18 protein-coding genes are annotated in these 20,266 nt (G+C 68.6%); 7 read left to right on the forward strand and 11 right to left on the reverse strand.

The genetic code is table 11. From position 1 onward, the window contains the following. Positions 1 to 21: 21 nt before the first annotated feature. From glpD to IBX22_RS22875, 3 genes are read left to right on the forward strand one after another with little or no spacing between them, the layout of a single operon-like run. Positions 22 to 1,755, forward strand: a complete 1,734-nt coding sequence (gene glpD / locus IBX22_RS22865; protein WP_194817535.1) for a glycerol-3-phosphate dehydrogenase — start codon at positions 22 to 24, stop codon at positions 1,753 to 1,755. Positions 1,756 to 1,794: 39 nt separating this feature from the next. Next, positions 1,795 to 2,076 (forward strand): helix-turn-helix transcriptional regulator, encoded by a 282-nt coding sequence (locus tag IBX22_RS22870; RefSeq protein WP_194817536.1) that lies wholly within the window; start codon positions 1,795 to 1,797, stop codon positions 2,074 to 2,076. 4 nt (positions 2,077 to 2,080) lie between these two features. Continuing rightward, positions 2,081 to 2,464 (forward strand): VOC family protein, encoded by a 384-nt coding sequence (locus IBX22_RS22875; protein WP_194817537.1) that lies wholly within the window; start codon positions 2,081 to 2,083, stop codon positions 2,462 to 2,464. A gap of 7 nt (positions 2,465 to 2,471) precedes the next feature. Here the strand turns inward: IBX22_RS22875 and IBX22_RS22880 are convergent, their stop codons facing one another. The 8 genes from IBX22_RS22880 to IBX22_RS22915 all read right to left on the reverse strand — a co-directional run bounded on the left by IBX22_RS22880 (position 2,472) and on the right by IBX22_RS22915 (position 12,564). Then, a complete protein-coding gene (locus IBX22_RS22880) occupies positions 2,472 to 3,767 on the reverse strand; it encodes a HAMP domain-containing sensor histidine kinase (protein ID WP_194817538.1) in 1,296 nt (431 codons plus the stop codon). Next, on the reverse strand, positions 3,755 to 4,432 hold the full coding sequence (locus tag IBX22_RS22885) for a response regulator transcription factor (protein ID WP_194817539.1): 678 nt from the start codon (positions 4,430 to 4,432) through the stop codon (positions 3,755 to 3,757). The genes IBX22_RS22880 and IBX22_RS22885 overlap by 13 nt, the downstream gene beginning before the upstream one ends. 73 nt (positions 4,433 to 4,505) lie before the next feature. Next, positions 4,506 to 4,706, reverse strand: a complete 201-nt coding sequence (locus tag IBX22_RS22890; RefSeq protein ID WP_194817540.1) for a hypothetical protein — start codon at positions 4,704 to 4,706, stop codon at positions 4,506 to 4,508. A 93-nt stretch (positions 4,707 to 4,799) separates the two neighbouring features. After that, positions 4,800 to 5,420 carry a helix-turn-helix domain-containing protein gene (locus IBX22_RS22895; protein ID WP_309234735.1) on the reverse strand — a complete coding sequence of 207 codons (621 nt, stop codon included), beginning with the start codon at positions 5,418 to 5,420 and terminating at the stop codon, positions 4,800 to 4,802. Further along, positions 5,417 to 6,778: a hydroxysqualene dehydroxylase HpnE gene (gene hpnE / locus IBX22_RS22900; protein WP_194817541.1), complete on the reverse strand. Its 1,362-nt coding sequence runs from the start codon at positions 6,776 to 6,778 to the stop codon at positions 5,417 to 5,419. The genes IBX22_RS22895 and hpnE overlap by 4 nt, the downstream gene beginning before the upstream one ends. A gap of 67 nt (positions 6,779 to 6,845) precedes the next feature. Beyond that, positions 6,846 to 7,028 carry a hypothetical protein gene (locus IBX22_RS22905; RefSeq protein ID WP_194817542.1) on the reverse strand — a complete coding sequence of 61 codons (183 nt, stop codon included), beginning with the start codon at positions 7,026 to 7,028 and terminating at the stop codon, positions 6,846 to 6,848. A 115-nt stretch (positions 7,029 to 7,143) separates the two neighbouring features. Next, on the reverse strand, positions 7,144 to 7,923 hold the full coding sequence (locus IBX22_RS22910; RefSeq protein ID WP_194817543.1) for an Fpg/Nei family DNA glycosylase: 780 nt from the start codon (positions 7,921 to 7,923) through the stop codon (positions 7,144 to 7,146). Between the two features lie 21 nt (positions 7,924 to 7,944). Continuing rightward, the gene (locus IBX22_RS22915; protein ID WP_194817544.1) at positions 7,945 to 12,564 is read right to left on the reverse strand and encodes a DEAD/DEAH box helicase; all 4,620 of its coding nucleotides are present in this window, start codon (positions 12,562 to 12,564) and stop codon (positions 7,945 to 7,947) included. Positions 12,565 to 12,621: 57 nt separating this feature from the next. Here IBX22_RS22915 and IBX22_RS22920 point away from each other — a divergent pair, with 57 nt between their 5' ends. Then, positions 12,622 to 13,167, forward strand: a complete 546-nt coding sequence (locus tag IBX22_RS22920) for a histidine phosphatase family protein (protein WP_309234736.1) — start codon at positions 12,622 to 12,624, stop codon at positions 13,165 to 13,167. Here the strand turns inward: IBX22_RS22920 and IBX22_RS22925 are convergent. Then, positions 13,164 to 13,769, reverse strand: a complete 606-nt coding sequence (locus tag IBX22_RS22925) for a TetR/AcrR family transcriptional regulator (protein ID WP_194817545.1) — start codon at positions 13,767 to 13,769, stop codon at positions 13,164 to 13,166. The two genes, IBX22_RS22920 and IBX22_RS22925, sit on opposite strands and share 4 nt — an antisense overlap. A gap of 68 nt (positions 13,770 to 13,837) precedes the next feature. Between IBX22_RS22925 and IBX22_RS22930 the strand changes: the two genes are divergently transcribed. The 3 genes from IBX22_RS22930 (at position 13,838) to IBX22_RS22940 (ending at position 17,697) form a co-directional block, all read left to right on the forward strand. Continuing rightward, complete coding sequence (locus tag IBX22_RS22930; protein WP_194817546.1) at positions 13,838 to 14,782, forward strand: patatin-like phospholipase family protein; 945 nt, start codon at positions 13,838 to 13,840, stop codon at positions 14,780 to 14,782. After that, positions 14,779 to 15,618, forward strand: coding sequence for an SDR family oxidoreductase (locus IBX22_RS22935; protein ID WP_194817547.1), 840 nt, complete (start codon positions 14,779 to 14,781; stop codon positions 15,616 to 15,618). The genes IBX22_RS22930 and IBX22_RS22935 overlap by 4 nt, the downstream gene beginning before the upstream one ends. A 126-nt stretch (positions 15,619 to 15,744) precedes the next feature. Further along, positions 15,745 to 17,697 (forward strand): GMC family oxidoreductase N-terminal domain-containing protein, encoded by a 1,953-nt coding sequence (locus IBX22_RS22940; RefSeq protein ID WP_194817548.1) that lies wholly within the window; start codon positions 15,745 to 15,747, stop codon positions 17,695 to 17,697. A 37-nt stretch (positions 17,698 to 17,734) separates the two neighbouring features. On the opposite strand, the gene IBX22_RS22945 is transcribed toward IBX22_RS22940, so the two are convergent. Both IBX22_RS22945 and IBX22_RS22950 read right to left on the reverse strand, forming a co-directional pair. Further along, positions 17,735 to 18,115 carry a DUF742 domain-containing protein gene (locus IBX22_RS22945; protein ID WP_194817549.1) on the reverse strand — a complete coding sequence of 127 codons (381 nt, stop codon included), beginning with the start codon at positions 18,113 to 18,115 and terminating at the stop codon, positions 17,735 to 17,737. Between the two features lie 12 nt (positions 18,116 to 18,127). Continuing rightward, positions 18,128 to 20,239, reverse strand: coding sequence for a nitrate- and nitrite sensing domain-containing protein (locus tag IBX22_RS22950; RefSeq protein WP_309234737.1), 2,112 nt, complete (start codon positions 20,237 to 20,239; stop codon positions 18,128 to 18,130). Between the last annotated feature and the right edge of the window lie 27 nt (positions 20,240 to 20,266).

Below are 20,266 nucleotides of genomic sequence, written 5' to 3' on the forward strand. Positions count from 1 at the left end.
CCCCAGAACGAGGAGTCGAGCATGACCAAGAAACCGGAAACCCAGTTCCTCGGCCCGCAGCAGCGCCGTGAGGCGTGGGAGCGGTTCGGCAAGGAACACTTCGACGTCGTCGTGGTGGGCGGTGGTGTGGTCGGCTCGGGCATCGCGCTGGACGCGGCGACCCGCGGGCTGCGGGTGGCGCTGGTCGAGGCGCGGGATCTGGCCTCGGGGACCTCGAGCCGGTCCTCGAAGATGTTCCACGGCGGCCTGCGCTACCTGGAGCAGATGGAGTTCGGGCTGGTGCGCGAGGCGCTCAAGGAGCGCGAGCTCGCGCTGTCCTCGCTCGCGCCGCATCTGGTCAAGCCGTTGCGGTTCCTCTACCCGCTCACCCATCGGGTCTGGGAGCGGCCCTATGTGGCTGCCGGACTGTTGCTCTACGACCGCATGGGCGGTGCGAAATCCGTTCCGGGACAGCATCACCTATCCCGTTCGGCCGCACTGCGACTGGCCCCCGGCATGCGCCGTGACGCGCTGATCGGCGGGCTCACCTACTACGACACGGTGGTCGACGACGCCCGCCACACCATGACCGTGGCCCGCACCGCCGCGCACTACGGCGCGGTCATCCGGACCTCCACCCAGGTGGTGGGCTTCCTGCGGGAGGCCGATCGCGTGGTCGGCGTGAAGATCCGCGACAGCGACGACGCCACCACCGGTGAGATCCATGCCCATGTGGTGATCAACGCGACCGGCGTCTGGACCGATGAACTGCAGTCGCTCGCGCACACCAGAGGGCATTTCCATGTGCGCGCGTCCAAGGGCGTGCACATCGTGGTGCCGCGCGACCGGATCATCAGCGAGGCCGCGATCATTCTGCGCACGCCCACCTCGGTGTTGTTCGTGATTCCGTGGGACGCGCACTGGATCATCGGAACCACCGACACCGACTGGAATCTCGACCTCGCGCACCCGGCGGCGACCAAGGCCGATATCGACTATCTGCTCGACCACGTGAACCAGGTGCTGGTCACCCCGCTCACCCACCAGGACATCGACGGCGTGTACGCCGGGTTGCGGCCGCTGCTGGCGGGGGAGAACGATTCCACCTCCAAGCTCTCCCGCGAACACGCGGTCGCGCGCATCGCGCCCGGCCTGGTCGCGATCGCGGGCGGCAAGTACACCACCTACCGGGTGATGGCCTACGACGCGGTAGACGAAGCGGCGCAAGACATTCCGGACAAGGTGGCGCCGTCGATCACCGAGAAGGTGCCGCTGCTCGGCGCCGACGGCTATCACGCGCTGGTCAACCAGACGGTGCAACTGGGCGAGGAATACGGCCTGCACCCGTACCGGATCAAGCATCTGCTGAACCGCTACGGCTCGCTCATCGACGAGGTGATCGCGCTGGCCGACGGCTATCCCGAACTGCTGCAACCGATTACGGACGCGCCGTCGTATCTGCGGGTGGAGGCGGTCTACGCCGCGGCCGCCGAGGGCGCGCTGCATCTCGACGACATCCTGGCCCGCCGCACCCGCATCTCCATCGAGTACCCGCACCGCGGCCGCGACTGTGCCGAGGAGGTGGCGCAGCTGGTCGCGCCGATGCTCGGCTGGGACGAGGCCGATATCGATCGGGAGATCCGCACCTATCTGGCCCGGGTCGAGGCCGAGATCCAGTCCCAGACCCAGCCCGACGATGCCGCGGCTGACGCGCTGCGCATCGCCGCCCCCGAGCCGCGCCCGCAGATCCTGGAGCCCGTGCCCTCGGACGGCTGAGCATTGACATGCAAGTAAATACTTGCCTATCGTTGCCCTGTGGGTGACGTGTACAAGGCGTTGGCTGATCCGACCCGGCGGGCAATTCTCGACGAATTGGCCGACCGGGACGGTCAGACGTTGTTCGAGCTCTGCACCCGGCTGACCATGAAGCACGGGCTGAGCTCCTCGCGGCAGGCCATCTCGCAGCATCTCGACCTGCTCGAGGCGGCAGGCCTGGTCCGCGCCACCCGCGACGGCCGTTCTAAATTCCACTACCTCGAGACGGCGCCGTTGCGCGGACTCGCCGACCGCTGGCTCGGGACACCCGAAAAGGATTGATGACATGCGGATCTCGATAACAAGCGTCTTCGTCGACGATCAGGACCAGGCCCTGCGGTTCTACACCGAGGTGCTCGGATTCCAGGTGAAACACAACGTCCCGATCGGCGACGACAAGTGGCTGACGGTGGTGTCGCCGGAGGACCCGAAGGGCACCGAGTTGCTGCTCGAGCCCTCAGGACACCCAGCCGTCGGCCCCTTCAAGGCGGCGCTGCGAGCGGACGGGATTCCCGCGACCCAATTCGCGGTCGACGATGTGCAAGCCGAATTCGAGCGCCTGCGCGGACTCGGGGTCCAGTTCACGCAGGAACCCTTGAAGATGGAGGACGTAACCACCGCGGTGTTCGATGACACCTGCGGCAATTTCATCCAGATCGTCGACGCCTGAAGCGCGGTCAGGACGACATCGGCGGTGGCGGCAGGGTGAGGGTGGCGATGGTGCCGCCGCCGGCCGCGGGCTCCATAGTGGCCGCGCCGCCGTGCAATTCGGCGATCCAGGCCACCAGCGCCAGTCCGATGCCGCTGCCCCGGCCCGCGGTGACGCCGCGTTCGAAGGGGCTGCTCGACAGCTGCGGGTTCAGCCCCGGACCGTGATCGCGGACGCTGACCCGGCCGTCGGCGACATGCACCTCGACGGGAGAGCCGCGGTTCACCGCGCCGTGGGTGATGGCGTTCTCCAAGAGGTTTCGGATGGCCAGGCCGAGCAGGCCGGGATCGCCGACGACGACGCTCGGAAAGGTCTGAATCATGACGTTCGCGTGCGGGAACCCCTCGACCACGGATTCGGTCAGCTGATCCAGCAGTAGCTGCACACGTTCCATGTCGGCCGTGCCGGACTGCATGCGAGCGCGGGCCAGCAAGCCCGAGACGACCCGTTCCATCCGGTCGCCGAGCCCGCGCGCTTCGATCAGTGCCCGCTCGATCTCGTGCGGGTTGCGGCGGCGAGGTTCGGTGACCAAGCGCAGTGTCGACAAGGGGGTGCGGAGTTCGTGCGCCGCGTCGCCGAGAAACTTCTCCTGCTCGTCGACCATCACGGTGACCTGGCGCATGCTGCGCCCGGATAGCCAGTGCGCCGCGACCGCCGAACAGAGCACCAGCAGCAGGCCGCCGATGATCAGGCCCCACACCAGCAGCGCCCGATCCCGGTCGAAGGTAGTGGGATTGGTGCCCGCGAAGACCACCGCCTCGACCTCGGAGTCCTCCCAGAACAGCGGCTGCGCGACCAGGCGGACCGCGCGGCCCTGACTGTCCACGCCGTCGCGGAAGATGCTGTCCTCGGCCAGGATCGCGTCGTCGACGATGCCGGAGGCGACGTCTTCGCGGGGCAGCCAGGACCGTAGGTGCCCGAAGAGTTCGCTCCATTTGCCGTCGGGACCTTTGCCCACCACCAGCACCGCGGTCTCGCCGTTGGCCAGGTCGTAGGACTTCACATCGCTGAGGTCGAGCACGTCGTCGGTGTCCAGCGTGATGCTGCGGCTCACGCCGGTGGCGACCCGGTTGACCGCGTCGTCCACGGACTGGTCCCGGGAGCGCGCGTCGATGACCGCCGCGACGACACCGAGAACGATCAGGCAGACGGTGGTGACCGCCGTGATCAAGCCGGTCAACTGCCAGCGGGTACGCCGCATCCGGGCGACGGTGGGTCGCGCCGTGCCGCTGGAGATCTGGTGCGCGGGACTCAGCGTGCGCATGTTTCAGTACTTCCGATCATGAAGCCGGCGCCGCGCACGGTCTCGATCACCGGCGGCGCGCCCAATTTGCGGCGCAGTTGCGCGATGACCGCGTCGACCACGTTCGAGGCGGGTTCGGCCATTTCGTCCCAGCAGCATTCGATGAGCTCACTGCGCGAGACGACGCTGCCCGCGCGGGCGGCGAGCAGTTCCAGCACCGCGAACTCCTTCGGGCTGAGCGAGCGCAGGATGCCCGCGCGCTGCACCCGGCGGCGCGGCAGGTCGATGTCGATGTCACCCAGCACGATCCGAGCCGGTGCGGGTTGTTCGCGGCGGCGGCACAGGGCGCGCACCCGGGCCACCAGTTCGGCCAGGGCGAACGGCTTGACCAGGTAGTCATCGGCGCCGTGCTCGAATCCGGCGACCCGGTCGGCGATGGCGTCGCGGGCGGTGAGCATGAGCACTGGCACCCGCATGCCCCGGTTGCGTTGCGCCGCTACGAGATAGAGGCCGTCGCCGTCGGGCAGGCCGCGGTCGACGACCAGGCAGTCGTAGCTGTTGACCGAGATCTTGAAATCCGCGTCGGCGAGGTGGTTCGCGAGATCGACGGCGAATCCGGCGGACCGCAGCCCCGCCGCGATTTCGAGCCCGAGACCTTCGTCGTCCTCCACCACCAATACACGCACGAGGTCAGAGAATAGGCTATTTCAAATTGCGGCCGAGTGGCTCGACCCCCGTGAGCCACTCGGCGTGCGCGAATCAGTAGGTGTGTAGATCCCAGCCGTCGTTGTAGGCGACGCACTCCCACTGGGTGCCGCCGGTGTACCAGGACTGGCCGTCGGCCGCGCAGGCTTCGTAGGTGGCGTAGGTGCCGATGTAGGTCGCGTTGGCGGCGCCTGCGCCGGCGGCCACCGTGCCGAGGGCGAGCATTCCGGCGACGATCGCGGTCTTGATCTTCATGGGATTTCCTCTCGTTCCGGCGCGGGTTGTCCGCGCTGGGGAAAGAAAACCAATCCGACCGTGAGAATTTCATGATGGTCGCGAAAGGGCAGGTCAGCGACCGGTTTCCACGGAGACCGCCCAGCCGGTGAGCGCGCGGATGTAAGACAGGAAAAGCTCGTCGGGGTAGCGCTGCGGGTCGGCCAGGTGCAGGCGGGCGAGTTCCTCGATGGCGCACAGCATGATTCGCTCGGTCGCGCCAGCGGGGTCGACGGTGACACCGGCGAAGCGCGAGAGGTGCCGGGCGCCGATCTCGCGGGCGTAGGTGCGGCCCAGCTCCAGACGTTCGCGCAGGCCCGGGGGGCCGCCATCGGGCGGGCTGAGCATGATCTGCCAGCTGGTCGGTGCGGCGTGCAAGTAGGTGAGCATGCCGCGGGCGAGGGCGTCGACGTCGTCGATGTCCAGGTCGACGCTGCTGACGCCCGCCAGCGCGATGCCCATCTCGCGGTCCAGCAGCGCGGTCAGCAGACCCGACAGATCGGTGAACTGCTGATAGATCAGGGCGCGAGCGACGTCGGATTCGCGGGCCACCCGTTCGATGGTGACGGCGGCGAATCCCTCCGCGCCCGCGATATCCCGTGCCACATCGAGTAGTTGGGCGCGCCGTTCGGCCGCCGGCATTCGCCGCTTACCGGTTTTCTTTGCGGGCGCTGCCGTAGCGCGCTGCGTGGTCACGGCACAGACGGTAACTCGAGCAGCAGGTCCACCGCCCGCGCAGCGCTCTGCACGGCGCTTTCCATCGTGGCCGACCAGTCGGTGGCGGTCCAGTCGCCGGCCAGCACCAGGGTCGGGATGGAGGTGCGCTGGTCCGGGCGCAGCCCGTGTGTGCCGACGATCTGGGAGAAGGTCGCCTTCGGCATCGGAACCACCTGTGCCTGCACGATTTTCGCTTCGGCGGCGGCGGGATAGTAGCGGCGCAGCAGCGCCATCTGCTCGGCGACGACCTCGTCGTGGCTCTTGTGGATCTGCTCGTAGGCGCCGCTGGTGGTCAGGCAGTACAGCCAGGCTTTGTCGGTGCTGCGGCCGGTCATGCGCTGGCGGTCGAAGACCTCGTCGATGACGCCGCCGCCACCGATCAGCGCCTCGAATTCGGCTTCGGTGCCGAGCGGGCGGTCCAGGTACAGGTTGGTGCTGACGATCGGGGTGTAGCCGAGTTTCTGTGCGGCGGCGTAGATTTCGGCGTGCTCGGGCAGATCGTCGAGCAGACCCCCGACATTGGAGTTGGGTACCGCGCACACCACCGCGTCGGCCGGGACGACGGTGCCGTCGGCCAGCGCCACCCCGGTGACGTGACCGTCGGCGATGTTGATGCGTCGCGCTACCGCGCGGTGGCGGACCTCGACGCCGTGGCGCGCGAAGACCTCCTTCGCGCCGGTGATGTAGAGCGTGTCCAGGTCGGTGGTGGGGTAGCCGATGGTGACCGGCCGGCGGTGCTTCATGCCGAGCCGGATTCCGGTGGCGAGCACGTCGGCCAGGACCTTCGCCGACTCCTGCTGCACCGGTTCCGCGGCGACGCCGAGGGCAAGCCAATCCCACAGTGCCTCACGGGCTTTGGCGGGCATGCCGATGCGCTGGAACCACTGCTCGGAGGTGATGTCGGCGAGATCTGCGGGCTGGTTGAGGCACTGCCAGCCCAGGCGGGTGGTGGCGACGGCGGCGCGCAATCGGTCCAGCAGGCTGGAGTCGGGATGGGCGCCGGTGAAGGTGCGCCAGGCGCTCAGTCCGTTGGTGCGCATGGCGACCTTGCGGCCGTCCGGCCAGCGCAGCGTGGCCCCGTGCGGGAACGCGACGTAGTGGCGGGTGCCGACGCTTTCCAGATAGCGGAACAGGTGGTCGTAGCCGCTGGCGATGACGTGCTGGCCGTTGTCGGGTAGATCGTCGACGGCCTCGGCTTTCATCGCGTGCGTCCGGCCGCCCAGTCTGCCGCGGCGTTCCAGCAGCGTTACCTGCTTGCCCGCTTCCGCGAGCCAGACCGCGGACGCGAGTCCGGCCAGTCCGCCGCCGATGACCACATATCGCCTTGGATCGCCCATGGCGTCACTCCCTCGTCGTAACTGACGAGATGTAAGTTAAGCGGATTCGGTTGAGTCGTCAAGGGTTTCACATGCTGCGGTGAGGATGTCCCTGCGTGATCGCGGGGCGCGGCGCCTCCGAGGTGCCCGGCGACGGCGCGGATTGCAGCAGGAGATAGATGAAGACCACCGTCGCGGCGAGCGCGAGCACCGCGACGACGAGCTGCGCGGCAATCGCGAGGCGTCGGCTCACTGCCGAGTGCCGCAACATGTCCGCCTGCTCCTACGCTGTTGAATTCCGATAGCCACAGATGCTGTCGGGATGCGAGGGCGCGGTGTTAGCAATGCGACGGCAAATTACATCGCACGCGAGCGAAATGGGTGGTTTACCCGCCCGGCTCCGGCTGGCAGCGCGGGCAGAAGTAGATGCCGCGCTCGCGCTTGGAAATGCGGTCGGCGGGCTCGGAGTCGCCGAGCATGCGGACGATGATGGTGGCGCCACAGCGCGGACAGGGGCGTCGCTGCTTGCCGTACACCAGCGGGCGCCGGGGTGGTTCGTGCGCGGCTTTGCCGAGTATCCGGTGCGCCTCGTTGACGAGCGCGACCAGATCGGGGACCTCGGCCACCGGTGTCGCCGGATGCACCTTCCGCAGGAAACAGACTTCGCTGCGGAAGATATTGCCGATGCCCGCCAGATTGCGCTGATCCAGCAGCGCCACCCCGATCGGCTGCGCCGGATGCGACTCCAGCCGCCGGACCGCCTCGGTGACATCCCAGTTCGGCCCGAGCAGATCCGGGCCCAGATGGTCGATGGCGGTGTGCTCCTCGGAGCGGCGCAGCACCTCCACCTTGCCGAGATCGAAACCGACCGCCTCGGTGTCGTCGGTGGTGAGCACGACCCGGGCCTGCACGCGGGGGCGCGTCCACCGCTCACCGATGCAGTAGGTGCGCCATATTCCCTCCATCTTCAGATGGGTGTGGATGCTCACCTGGGGTGTGCGGATGAACAGGTGCTTGCCGTAGCTGCCGACCTCCTCGATCAGCTCACCCGCCAGATCCACCGTCGCGTACCGGGGCACCCGGAAATCGCTGCGCACCAGCGTCTTCCCGACCAGCGCCAGCCGCAGCCGGTGCGCCGCCAGGAAAATCGTGTCGCCTTCAGGCATGGGACAACCGTACCGAGCGGATCATGGCCGGCTCCGCAGCCGCAGACCGCGCGGGGTCGCGGAAAAACCCGCCTCGGTGAGGAAGGTGGCGAAGGTGTTGCCGTGCACGGTTTCCCCATCGACCTTGTCGATGACGAGGGAGTCGACGCGGCGGGTGCGGACCAGCCCGGCCAGCGCGGCGGACGCGGCCTGGCGGGCGTCCGGGTCCTCGGTGAAGGTGAGCAGGGTCTTGCCGCCGCGCTCCAGGTAGAGCACCAGGTCACCGTCGACGAGGACGACCAGCGCTCCGGCTTTGCGCCCGGGGCGATGGCCGCTGTCGCCGTCACCCTTGGGCCAGGGCAGCGCCGCGCCGTACGGATTGGCCGGATCGCAGGCGGCCAGCGCCAAAGCCTCGGGCGGTCGCTGTCTGCCGTCGGCGGCGCGGATGCGGTCGGTGTCGAAGGTGCGCAGCCGGTCCACCACATCGGTTGTGGAGAACTGTGCACCGCCGAGCGAATCGATGAAATACCCGCGGCGGCACCGCCCGCGGTCCTCGAACTCGGTGAGGACCCGGTACATCAGGGCGAATCCGCCGGGCACACCTTCGTTCTGCACCGAGCCGCGGGTCAGCACGCCGTAGCGCTCCAGCAACATGTCCGCGGTGGCGTGGGCGCGAACGGTGTTGTCCGACACCCGATCCGGCAGCAGCGACCACCGTCCGGCGACCGCGGGCGGGCCGGAGCGGGTCGGCAGGGTCTGCCGCGGCAGGAACGCGCGCCCGCGCGGTGCGCGGCGTGGCGTGCGATGGGCCGTGGTGGTGCGCGTCGTCCCAGAAAGCAAGGCGCGGACCGGGGCGAAGGTGTCGCCCGCGACAACGCCCGCCCACGCGAGGTCCCACAGTGCGGCGGCCGCGGCGGTGTCGTCGAGCAGCCCGGTGGAGTCGGAGAGCTGGCGGAAGAAGTACGCGCCGCCACCACCGAGTGCGTTGAGCAGCGCGGTATGGCTTTCGGTGAGCTCGATGTCGTCCGGAGGTGCGAGAGTGAAGGGGGCCTGGTCGGTCAGATGCAGGGCAATCCAGCCGTCCTTCGAAGTGATCGAGCCATGCCCGGACCAGATCACCTCTCCGGTGGCCATCAGTTCGTCGAGCATCGCGGGGGAGTAGTCGCGGACGCGGGCGGGCAGGATCAGCGATTCCCATGCCGAGGCCGGAATCGGTACGCCCGCAAGCTGTTCCACCACGGTCGCGACGCCGTCGACGCCGCGCAGTTCACCGCTGCAGATGTGCTGCCAGGAGGGCAGGAAGCGGCCGAACGCCGTGATCGCGACGGGCTCGACCTCGTGACGAGCGGCAGCCAGCGAGCGGCGGCGGAGTCGGCGCAGCACCTGGGTGTCGCACCATTCCGAGCCGCTGGCGGCGGGCGTGAATTCACCTTCCACCACGCGTTTTTCGGTCACCAAACGATGCAGTGCGGTACCCGCGACGGCAGCGCCGAGGCCGAAGCGCTGGGCGACCGCCTCGGTGGAGAACGGGGCGTGCGTTCGGGCATAGCGGCCGACAAGGTCGCCCAGCGGGTCCGGAACCGGTTCGATGAAGGCCGCCGGGGTGCCGATGGGCAGTGGCACACCTAGCGCATCGCGCAACCGGGCCGCGTCTTCGACCGCGACCCACCAAGTGCGCCCTGCGAACGAAACCTCCAGTGCACGACGGGCTTTCAGCAGACTGGCGAACCATTCATGGTGTGCGCCGACCGTTCCCAGGTCCTCGGCGGGTGTGTCTTCCTCAGCGCCAGGAGTATCTCCGGGCTGCCCTGAGTCCTCGACGAGTGTGTCTCCGCCATCATGTGAACCAACAGGGCCGAGCGCGCAGCGTGCTCCCGCTTCTGCCGGAGTCAGCGGTCCTAGTAGTCGCAGCAGGTCGGCTAATCCTTCGGCGTCGCGGGCGCGCCGTTCGGGGGTGAGGCGCTGTAGTTCGCGCTCGACCTCCTCGAGGATGCCGGCGTCGAGCAACTCTCGCAGTTCCACGCGGCCGAGTAGTTCGGCGAGCAGGCTGGAGTCCAGGGACAGGGCGGCGGCGCGGCGTTCGGCGAGCGGGCTGTCGCCGTCGTACATGAACTGGCCGATGTAGTCGAACAGCAAGGCGTTGGCGAAGGGGGACGGGGTCGCGGTCTCGACTTCGACCAGGCGCAGCTGGCGGCGCGCGACGCGGCCGAGCAGGTCGCGCAGGGCGGGGAGGTCGTAGACATCGCGGAGGCATTCGCGCACCGTCTCGAGCAGGATCGGGAAATCGGGGAACTTGCGTGCCACATCCAGCAGCTGCGCCGAGCGCTGGCGTTGCTGCCACAGCGGTGCGCGCTTGCCCGGATCGCGCCGGGGCAGGAGCAGGGCGCGGGCCGCGCATTCGCGGAAGCGGGAGGCGAAAAGCGCTGAGCCGCCGACCTGTTCGGTGACGATGTCGTCGATCTCGTCGGGCTCGAAGACGAACAGCTCGGCGCCGGGCGGGTCGTCGGTGGTGTCGGGGAGCCGCACCACGATTCCGTCGTCGGAGGCGTTCGGTGTGGCATCCACCCCGAACCGCTCCTGCAACCGGGCCCCGATCGCCAGCGCCCACGGTGCGTGCACCGTCAACCCGTAGGGCGAATGCAGCACCAGCCGCCAGTCGCCCAGCTCATCCCGGAACCGCTCCACCACCAGCGTCTTGTCGGTGGGTAAATGTCCTGTCGCCGTGCGCTGTTCGTCGAGCAACGCGAACAGATTCGCGATCGCGTTGTCGTTCAAACCCGCGGTGCGCACGAGCTCATCGGCCGGGCCGCTGTCACCGGATTTACCGGCCTTGCGGATGAATTCGCCCAGGGCCGCACCGAGTTCGGCGGGACGGCCGAGTCCGTCGCCGTGCCAGAAAGGTAGGCGGCCCGGTTGCCCGAAGGCCGGGGTCACCAGCACGCGGTCGAAGGTGATCTCCTCGATCCGCCAGCTGGTGGCGCCGAGCGCGAAGACATCGCCGACGCGGGATTCGTAGACCATTTCCTCGTCGAGTTCGCCGACGCGCGAGTTCTTCTCACCCACCATGTACACCGCGAACATGCCGCGGTCGGGGATCGCGCCGCCGGAGGTGACGGCGAGCCGCTGCGCGCCGGGCCGGCCGGTGAGGGTGCCCGCGTCCCGGTCCCAGACCAATCGTGGCCGGAGTTCGGCGAATTCGTCGGAGGGGTAGCGCCCGGAGAGCAGATCCAGCACGGATTCGTAGGCCGAGCGGGGGAGCGCGGAATAACTGCCGGTGCCGCGCACGGTGTCGAACCAGGCATCGACATCGATCGGTTCCAGCGCACAGGCCGCGACCGTCTGCTGGGCGAGGATGTCGAGCGGATGGGCGGGGATCTGCAGCGCTTCGATCTGCCCGGTGAGCATGCGCTGGGCGGCGACCGCGCAGTGGATGACATCGGTGCGGTGCTTGGGAAACAGCACACCGCGCGAGATCTCACCGACCTGATGTCCGGCTCGTCCGACGCGTTGCAGCCCGCTCGCCACCGAAGGCGGCGCCTCCACCTGCACGACCAGATCCACCGCACCCATGTCGATGCCGAGTTCGAGACTCGAGGTGGCGACCACACAGCGCAGCCGCCCGCTCTTGAGGTCGTCCTCGATGAGCGCGCGCTGCTCCTTACTCACCGAACCGTGGTGGGCGCGCGCGAGCAGCGGGCTCGCACCGTGGTTCACCTCGGTGGTCGGACCGATCAGCGCGGGTGCGGCATGGTCGGTCGCCACCGGGTCGCCGAGCCGCTCGGCGTAGGTCTCGTTCAAGCGGGCGGTCAACCGCTCGGCCAGCCGCCGCGAGTTCGCGAACACGATCGAGGACTGATGCTCGAGCACCAGGTCGACGATCGATTCGTCGACATGCGGCCAGATCGACCCGGGCTGATCGGAATCTCCGAGATCGGTCATGTCCGGCACCGGCACCCGCACCGAGAGATCGAAGGTCTTGGGCGCGGGCGGATTCACGATGGTGATCGGCGCGTTCCCGACCAGGAACCGCCCGACCTCCTCCGGCGGCCGCACCGTCGCCGACAGGCCGACCCGCTGCGCGGGCCGCTCCGTCAACTGATCCAGCCGCGCCAACGACAACGCCAGGTGCGCACCGCGTTTACCGCCCGCGATGGCGTGCACCTCGTCGACAATCACAGTGCCCACCGTGCGCAGCGTCTCCCGCGCCGCCGAGGTGAGCATCAGAAACAAGGACTCGGGCGTGGTGATCAAAATGTCGGGCGGTGTCCGCTGCATGGACCGGCGATCCTTCGCACTGGTATCGCCCGAGCGCACCCCGACGGTGATCTCCGGCGGATCCAACCCCAGCCGTTTCGCGGTCTGGGTGACCCCGACCAGCGGCGCCCGCAAATTCCGCTCCACATCCACGGCCAAGGCCTTGAGCGGCGAGATATATAGCACCGAAGTCCCCGCGACCGGCTCCTCCCGCCCGGCAAGCTGGTCGATCGCCCACAGGAACGCCGACAGCGTCTTACCCGACCCGGTCGGCGCCACCACCAGCGTGTGCTCCCCACCGGCAATGGCCTGCCACGCGCCGAGCTGAGCAGACGTCGGCGCGGGAAACGCACCGTCGAACCACTCACGAGTCGCCGGAGAGAACCCAGCAGTCGACAACTTGGCCATGTACCTCAGTCTGCACCCGGCCACCGACAACTAACCGATAGCCGTACGCTTCCAGTCGTGCAAAAGGTGCTCAGACTCGACCTGGTCAGCCATGGCATGACCGAGGCGATGCGAAAAGCACGTTTTCCAGTCGACGAATCGCTGACCGAGGCCGGCCGCCGCGCCATCGCCGCCGTCACGCGATTGACCGCGGCGCGCGTGCTCACCGGACCGGAAAGACGAACCGTCGAGACCGCCGCACTGATGGGCCTACCCGGCGAGGAGGACGACCGCCTCCGCGACCTGGACGCCGGCGCCTGGCGTGGCGGGGAACTCATGTCGGTCCCGCAGGATGAGCTCTACGCCTGGCTCACCAACCCGACGTTCAAGGGGCACGGCGGCGAATCGGTCTGCGAGGTGATCGCGCGGACCCGATTATGGATGACCGAGATCGCCTCGGAGGGCATGTCCACCGTCGCGGTCACGCATCCGGCCGTCGTCCGCGCCGCGTTGCTGGTCACCTTGGACGCGCCGCCGAAATCGTTCTGGCGCATCGATATTCCGCCGGGCCATGTCACCCGCCTGCATTACCGCGGCGAGTGGACGGTACATTTCGCCAGCTAGGCCCGGGCGCGTTCGCCGAGGGTGACGAGCATGCGTACGGCATCGGTGATGAGCCGCGCCGAGATCGTCGGATCGATGGCGCGCTGGATGCCGAGCCCGAGGCCGAGGCTCAGCACCGAGGTGGCCGCGTCCTCCGCGGACATCGGCAACTCGATATCCAGCGAATCGGTCAGGGTCTGTAGTTGCGCGGCAACGGCGCCGCGCACCGCCCCGAGGCTGGACACCAAGGCCGCTTGCAGCTCCGGATCATCCCGGGCGACGGTGGCGAACTCGAATTCGAGCATGGTCCAGCCGACATCACCGAGGGTGCGTTCGGCCCATTCCTGCAGCTTCGCCAGCCGGTTCTCCAAGCTGTCGGCGGTGGACACCAATTCGGTCACCTCCTCGAACTTGGTGGCATGGATCAGGTCGAGGACTTCCAGGCACAGCTGCTTCTTCGTGCGGAAGTTGGAGTACACGGCACCCTTGGAGTAGCCGGCCGCCTCGGCCACCCGCTCCAGGCTGGTCCGCGCGTATCCCTCGGTCAGGAACAGGTCGCGCGCCGTCGCAACCAGATCGGCGCGGGTGCGCGCCTGGCTTTCGGTGCGGGTCAGTCGGGCCATGTCAGCGATTCTACGTACTAGTAGATTCCAGATACCGTTAGTATTTGAATTCTGTTAGTGTCGGAACCATGGGTAACGAAAACGGGTCACAGCGACGTGGCCTGGCCATCGGCTGTGGCGGCACCATCGGTGCGGCCTGGATCGTGGGGGCGCTGGCCGCCGTGCGCGACGTGCTGGACTGGGATCCGCGCACGGCCGACCTGATGATCGGCACCTCGGCGGGCGCGGAGTACGTGACCATGCTGGGCAGCGGAATCTCCGTCGACGAGCTGGTCGCGATGCAGGAGGGGAGCAGCGCGAATCCGATCCTGACCGAGCACATGCGCTCCGGCCCCGGCAAATTCCCGCCGCTGCCGAAGCCGCGCCTGGGCGCGCCGCTGCTGCCGCTGCGCGCGCCGTCCGGCCAGCGGTTGCTCACCGCGGGTAGCGGCCTGCTGCCGGTCGGCGGCGGTGACGCGAGCTGGCTGCAGCGCTTGGCCGAGCAGCTCAACCCCGGCCGCACCTGGGTGCCACATCCGGCGACCTGGCTGGTGAGCATGGATTACGCCACCGGACAACGGGTTCCGTTCGGTTCCCCCGATGCGCCCGCCGCCACGCTCGGCGAAGCCCTGCGCGCCTCCTGGGCCGTGCCCGGCTGGCTGCCGCCGGTGCCGATCGCCGGCCGCCGCTTCATCGACGGCGGCGCCGGATCGACCGCCTCGGTGGATCTGCTTGCCGGACAGGGCCTCGACGAGGTGGTGGTGCTCGCGCCGATGGCCTCGGCGGGCCGGATCCCGGCCACCAGCGCGGGCCACTTCTTGGAACGGCAGATGCGAAACCGGATGAGCGCCAAGCTCGCCGGTGAGATCGCCGCACTGCGCGCCGCGGGCACCAAGGTGCTGCTGCTCGGCGCCACCGCCGAGGATCTCGCGGTGATGGGCCCCAACTTCATGGACGGCAGCCGCCGCCTGGACACGTTCCGCCACAGCCTGCGCAGCACGCGCGCGGCGCTCGAACAAGGAGTTTTCGCATGAGGATCCTCGGCCACGGTTACCCCGCCATCGACCTGAAGCACGCGCGGGTGCTGATCACCGGCGCCGGGCGCGGCATCGGGCAGTCCACCGCGCGTCTGTTCGCCGACCGGGGCGCCGATGTCGTCATCGCCGATGTGGACACCGCCGCCGCCGAAGCCGCGGCCGCCGAAATCGGTGCGCGGGCTGTGGAACTCGATGTGCGCGCCCGCGACCAGTGGGACAAGGCGGTCGCCGATCTCGGCCGGGTCGACATCCTCGTCAACAATGCGGGCGTCATGCCCGCGGGCGCGTTCCTCGACGAACCCGACGCGGTCGGCCAGGCCACCATGGACATCAATGTCTGGGGCCTCATCCACGGCATGCGCGCGGTGGTGCCCGGCATGATCGAGCGCGGCCACGGCCACGTCGTCAATGTCGCCTCGCTGGCGGGCAAGCTGCCGGTGCCCGGCCTGGCGGTCTACAACGCGAGCAAGTTCGCCGCCGTCGGCCTGTCCGCCGCAACGCGTTTGGAGTTCGCCGAGCACGGCGTCAGCGTCAGTACGGTGCTGCCCTCGGCCGTGCGCACCCGGCTGTCCTCCGGCATGGCGCTCGGCAAGGGCATGCCCACCGTCGATCCGGAGGACGTGGCCGAGGCCATCGTCGGCACCTGCGACACCCGCAAAGCCGAAGTGGCCGTGCCGAATTACCTCGGCGCGCTGGATGTGGCGCTGGCCGCCACCCCGGAGCGGGCGGTGCAGCTGGTGCGCAAGCTCTTCGGCGGCGACCGCGCTCTGCACCCCGCCGACGCCGAGGTCCGCGCCAAGTACGAAGAGCAGGTTCGTTCCATCACCAAGTGAACAAAAAGTAAGGCCCAAATCAACGCTGCGACTCGGCTTTACGGCGATAACAACCCAGAGTATGGTCCGTATTCGGCGGCTCTATGTGAGCCGTGATTCTGGACTGCGGTTTGGGGAAGAGACGCCATGGAAGTTACGGCACGCCAGCGCGCGGCGCTGGAAATGATCTGCGAAACATTCGCTCCCGGTGACGGATCGGGCCTACCCGGCGCCGGTGAGCGAGCGGTCGCCGACGCCGTGCTGGAGATGATCGCCCGTGGCCCGCGCCCCGAAGACGCCAAGCAATTAACCACCCTACTCGGCCTGTGGGATTCACCGCTGTTCGGCGTGCTGGCCGGCATGAGTCCGCGCCGCTTCTCGGCCCGGTCCGTGGCCGACCGCGAGCGCATGCTGCTGCGCCTGGGCGGTTCGCGGATCGGCGCGATGCGCGCGATGTTCCAGGCGCTCAAGGCTTCCGCGCTGCTCCCGTACTACGGTCAGGCCGGGCCGCAGGGCAACCCGATGTGGCAGGCGATGGGCTACCCAGCTCCGCCCGGCGCGCTCGACTCCGCTCCGAAGCCCGCGCTGACGCCGTTGCGTCCGACCGAGAACACCACGCTGGACTGCGATGTCGTCATCGTCGGCTCGGGCGCCGGTGGCGGTACCGCGGCCGCGGTGCTGGCCGAGGCCGGGCTCGATGTCGTGGTGCTGGAGCGCGGCGAATACTTCGACGACAAAGACTTCGGCCAAGGCGATTTCGAGGCGATGGCGAAGTTCTACGCGCCGGGGCCGGTGTCCACCGCCGAAGGTCAGATGTCGCTCGGCGCGGGCAGCTGCCTGGGCGGCGGCACCGTCGTCAACTGGAGCACCTCGGTGCGCACGCCCGACGAGGTGCGCGCCGAATGGGCGAGCCTGGGCGCCAAGCAGTTCGACACCGACGAGTTCGGTGACGCGCTCACGGCGGTGGAGCGCCGCCTCGGCGTCAACTTCGACCGGTCACCGCTGTCCGGCCGGGAGAGCGTGCTCGAACGTGGCCTGCAGAAACTGGGCTGGGACGTCGGCACGCTGCCCCGCAATGTCACCGATGCCTGCGATGCCGGGATCGAATGCGGCCGTTGCGGTTCCGGCTGCCGGCTGGGCGCCAAGCAGTCGGTGACCAAGACCTGGCTGGCCGACGCGGCCGCCAAGGGCGCGCGCCTCGTCGTCGGAGCCGATGTGCGTTCCATCGAGGTCAAGGCGGGCAACGCGGAGAGCGTGCGGGCGGTGACCGCCGCCGGTCACGAGATCACCGTGCGGGCCAAGGCGGTGGTGGTCGCCGCGGGCGCCATCCAGACTCCGGCGCTGCTGCGCCGTTCGGGACTGCGCAACAAGAACATCGGCGACTATCTCCGCCTGCATCCGGCGACCGCCGTGTTCGGCACCTTCGACGAGGAGATCCGGCCGTGGGAGGGCGGGTTGCAGACCCGGCTGTCCCGGCAGCACAGCGACCTGGACGGCGCCGGTTACGGCGTCATCTTCGAAACGATGCCGCTGCACCCGGGTCCGATCATGGGGCTGGTGAGCTGGCGTGGGTCCGCCGAACACCGCGCCTTCATGCGGAATCTGGCGCACACCGCGGCGGTCGCGGTGATCACCCGCGATCGCGACCACGGCAGCGTGGCGCTGGACAAAGCCGGTGAGCCGATCGTGAAGTATGTGGTGTCGGCACGCGACGCCGCGCACGTACATCGCGGAATTGTCGGTGCGGCAGAGATTTTGGAGGCCGCCGGGGCGAAGACGATCACGTCCTCGCACCAGGCCGGTGTGTCCTACGAGCCCGGTGTCCGCGGCTCGCATGCCGAATTCGAGGCTGCGGCGCGCGCCGCGGGCTACGCTCCGGGTCGCTGCAGCATGGGCGCATTGCACATTATGGGCTCGGCGCGGATGGGTGGTTCGCGCGATGTCTCGGCCACCGATCCCGACGGGGCCACCTGGGACGTGCCGAATATCGTTGTCGCCGATGCGTCTTGCTTCCCGACATCGTCCGGGGTGAACCCGATGGTGACGATCGAGGCGATCGCGTACATGAACGCGAAACGGCTTGTCGCACGGCTGAAGTGACGGGAGGGCCGGGACGAGCATCTCGTTCCGGCCTTTTCTACAGCGACTGAATACCCTTCAGCAACGCCCGCAGCATGGTGATATCGCTTGTGCCCGTGCCGCTTTCCGGCGTCGCCACCGGCGCACGGAAGTCCAGCACGCCGTCACCGATCAGATCGCCCACCAGAATCTTGGTGGTCGTGATCGGCAGGTGCAGATGCGCGGCGATCTCCGCCACCGACTGCGGGGTCCGGGCCAGGTGCTGGATCGCCGCGTACTCCGGTTCATGCCGCCGCAGCCGCCCCATCGGCGAGGTCACCACCAGCGTCAGCATATTGACGTCGGTGCGCGCGCTACCGGACCGGCCGCGGGTCAGCGCGAACAATCGGACGACGGGCCCGGCGTCGTCGTCGTACCAGGATTCGTGCGGATCATTCATGTCTTACAGCGTTCATGAGTTTCCAGGATAGGTGTCGGTAGTACGTTGGCGCCGAGGCAATCCGGGACGCTGGGTCAGCGCCGCCGGTTGTTCGGGTGCGGTGGTGATGCCGGCGGGCTCGGCGTAAGCGCTGCCGCCGGAGAAGCTGCCGAGGCCCTGGAAGCCTTGTGGCGGAGCGGAAGTGATCTCCGGGGCGGTGAGCTCCGACGGGATCAGCACGATAGCTTTGATGCCGCCGTAGTCGGACTCCGACAGCCGCACCGAAATACCGTGCCGGACCGCCAGTTTGGCGACCACGAACAGGCCGAGCCGGGCGTCACCGGACAGCGCCGCGACACTGAAGTCCGGCGGGTCGGCCAGCACCGCGTTGCGCTCGGCGAGTTCCTCGGCAGACATGCCGAGGCCCTGGTCGGAGATCTCCAGGGCCGCGCCCCGGCCGACCAGATTGCCGGTGATCTCGACCCGCGACTCCGGCGGCGAGTACGCGGTCGCGTTGTCGGCGAGCTCGGCGAGCAGGTGGATGACGTCGGCCACCGCGGTGCCCGTGATCTGGGTGTCGGGCAGGCGGCCGATGTGAATCCGGGTGTAGTCCTGGCTTTCGGCGACCGCGCCGCGGATCACGTCGATCAGCGGCACCGGGTTGCGCCAGCGTCGTCCGGGCTGTTCGCCGCCCAGGATGATCAGGTTCTCGGCGTTGCGCCGGGCGCGGGTCGCCAGGTGGTCGAGTTCGAAGAGCAGGTCCAGACGCTCGGGGGTTTCTTCCTCGCGTTCGGCTTGGTCGAGCAGGCCGAGCTGGCGGTGCACGACCACCTGGCTGCGGTGCGCGATATTGAGGAACACCGCGTTGACGCCGGCCCGGGTCTGGGATTCGGCGACCGCCGCCGCGACGGCGGCGCCGTGCGCGCGGTTGAAAGCGTCTGCGACCTGGCCGATTTCGTCGGTGCCGTAATCCAGCTTGGCCACCTCGCCGGCTCCGGCCGACTGGCCGCTGCTGAGCTGGCGGATGGTCTCGGGGAGGCGTTCGTCGGCGAGCTCGAGGGTGTCGCGGCGCAGCCGCTTCATCCGTCCGATGAACCGGTTGGCCAGCAATGAGGCCGCGATGAAGGCGAGCAGGGCGAGCGAAAAGACCGCCGCGCCACCGAGAATCGAGTCCCGGGAGATGCGGTTACCGGAGTTCGTCGCGGTGACATGCGCATCCGCGCTCTGGTCCTCCCAGAGTTGCAGCAGATCGGTGCGCACCTTGCCCGCGGCGGTCTGCCATCCGGTGACATCCATGGGCAGTTCGATGTCGGAGGCCTTGCGGTCGACGGCCGGGACGGGCCCGCGCTGCAGCATCGCGTCTTCCATCGCGACTACCCGCTGCCATTCCGGGCTGCCGGTGAGCTGCTTCCACTGTTCGAGCCGGACGCCGGTCAAAACCGAGCCGACATAGGCGATTTCGCCGCGACCGTCGCCGATGTAGCCGCTCAGCTCGGCCAGTGTTTCCGGTGCCAGCTCTTCGGTGAGGATCGCGACCGAGCCCAGGCTGCTGGTCCGGGAGACCGCCTCGGCGGCGCGCAGGGCGTGCACCGCCTTGTAGAGCTCCACCGCGACCCCGGCGTCCGGGGCGACTTCGGCCGCGAGCAGCGAAGCGAGCGTGATGACCTGAATGATCTGGCTGTACACGGCGAAGACCTGTGGCGCCGGGAGCGCGCGGACATCGATGCCGCCGCGCAGCCCCGGAAGTTGTTTGTACAGCTCGTTGTAGCCGTCGATATTGCTGGCCAGGTCGGGTCGCAGCTCGGAGACCGCTTCGCCCTGGGCCGCGACCGCGGCCAGCGCCAGGTCGGATTGCTTGCGGGCGGCGGGCAAAAGCGGCGCCGCGCTGTTGTCACCGGCCAAGTGCAGCAGCGAGATCCGGCGTTCCTCCTGGAACGCCTCGACCATCATGATCGCCGGAGCCGTTGTGCCGCTCGCCAATTCGGCGAAACGGTTGGCCTTGCGGCCGTCCTGGACCAGGTAGGTGGCGCCGCCGATGCCGGTGGCCAGCAGCGCCAGGCTCGGGATCAGCACGATGGCGAGCAATCGGGTGCGGACACCGACTGTGCGCGGAGCGCGAATGCGGGGAAATTTACTGCCGATCACCGATGTACTTGCCTACTTCTGGGCGCG

It is taken from the genome of Nocardia sp. XZ_19_385 (genome assembly GCF_015355755.1).
Lineage (GTDB): Bacteria > Actinomycetota > Actinomycetes > Mycobacteriales > Mycobacteriaceae > Nocardia.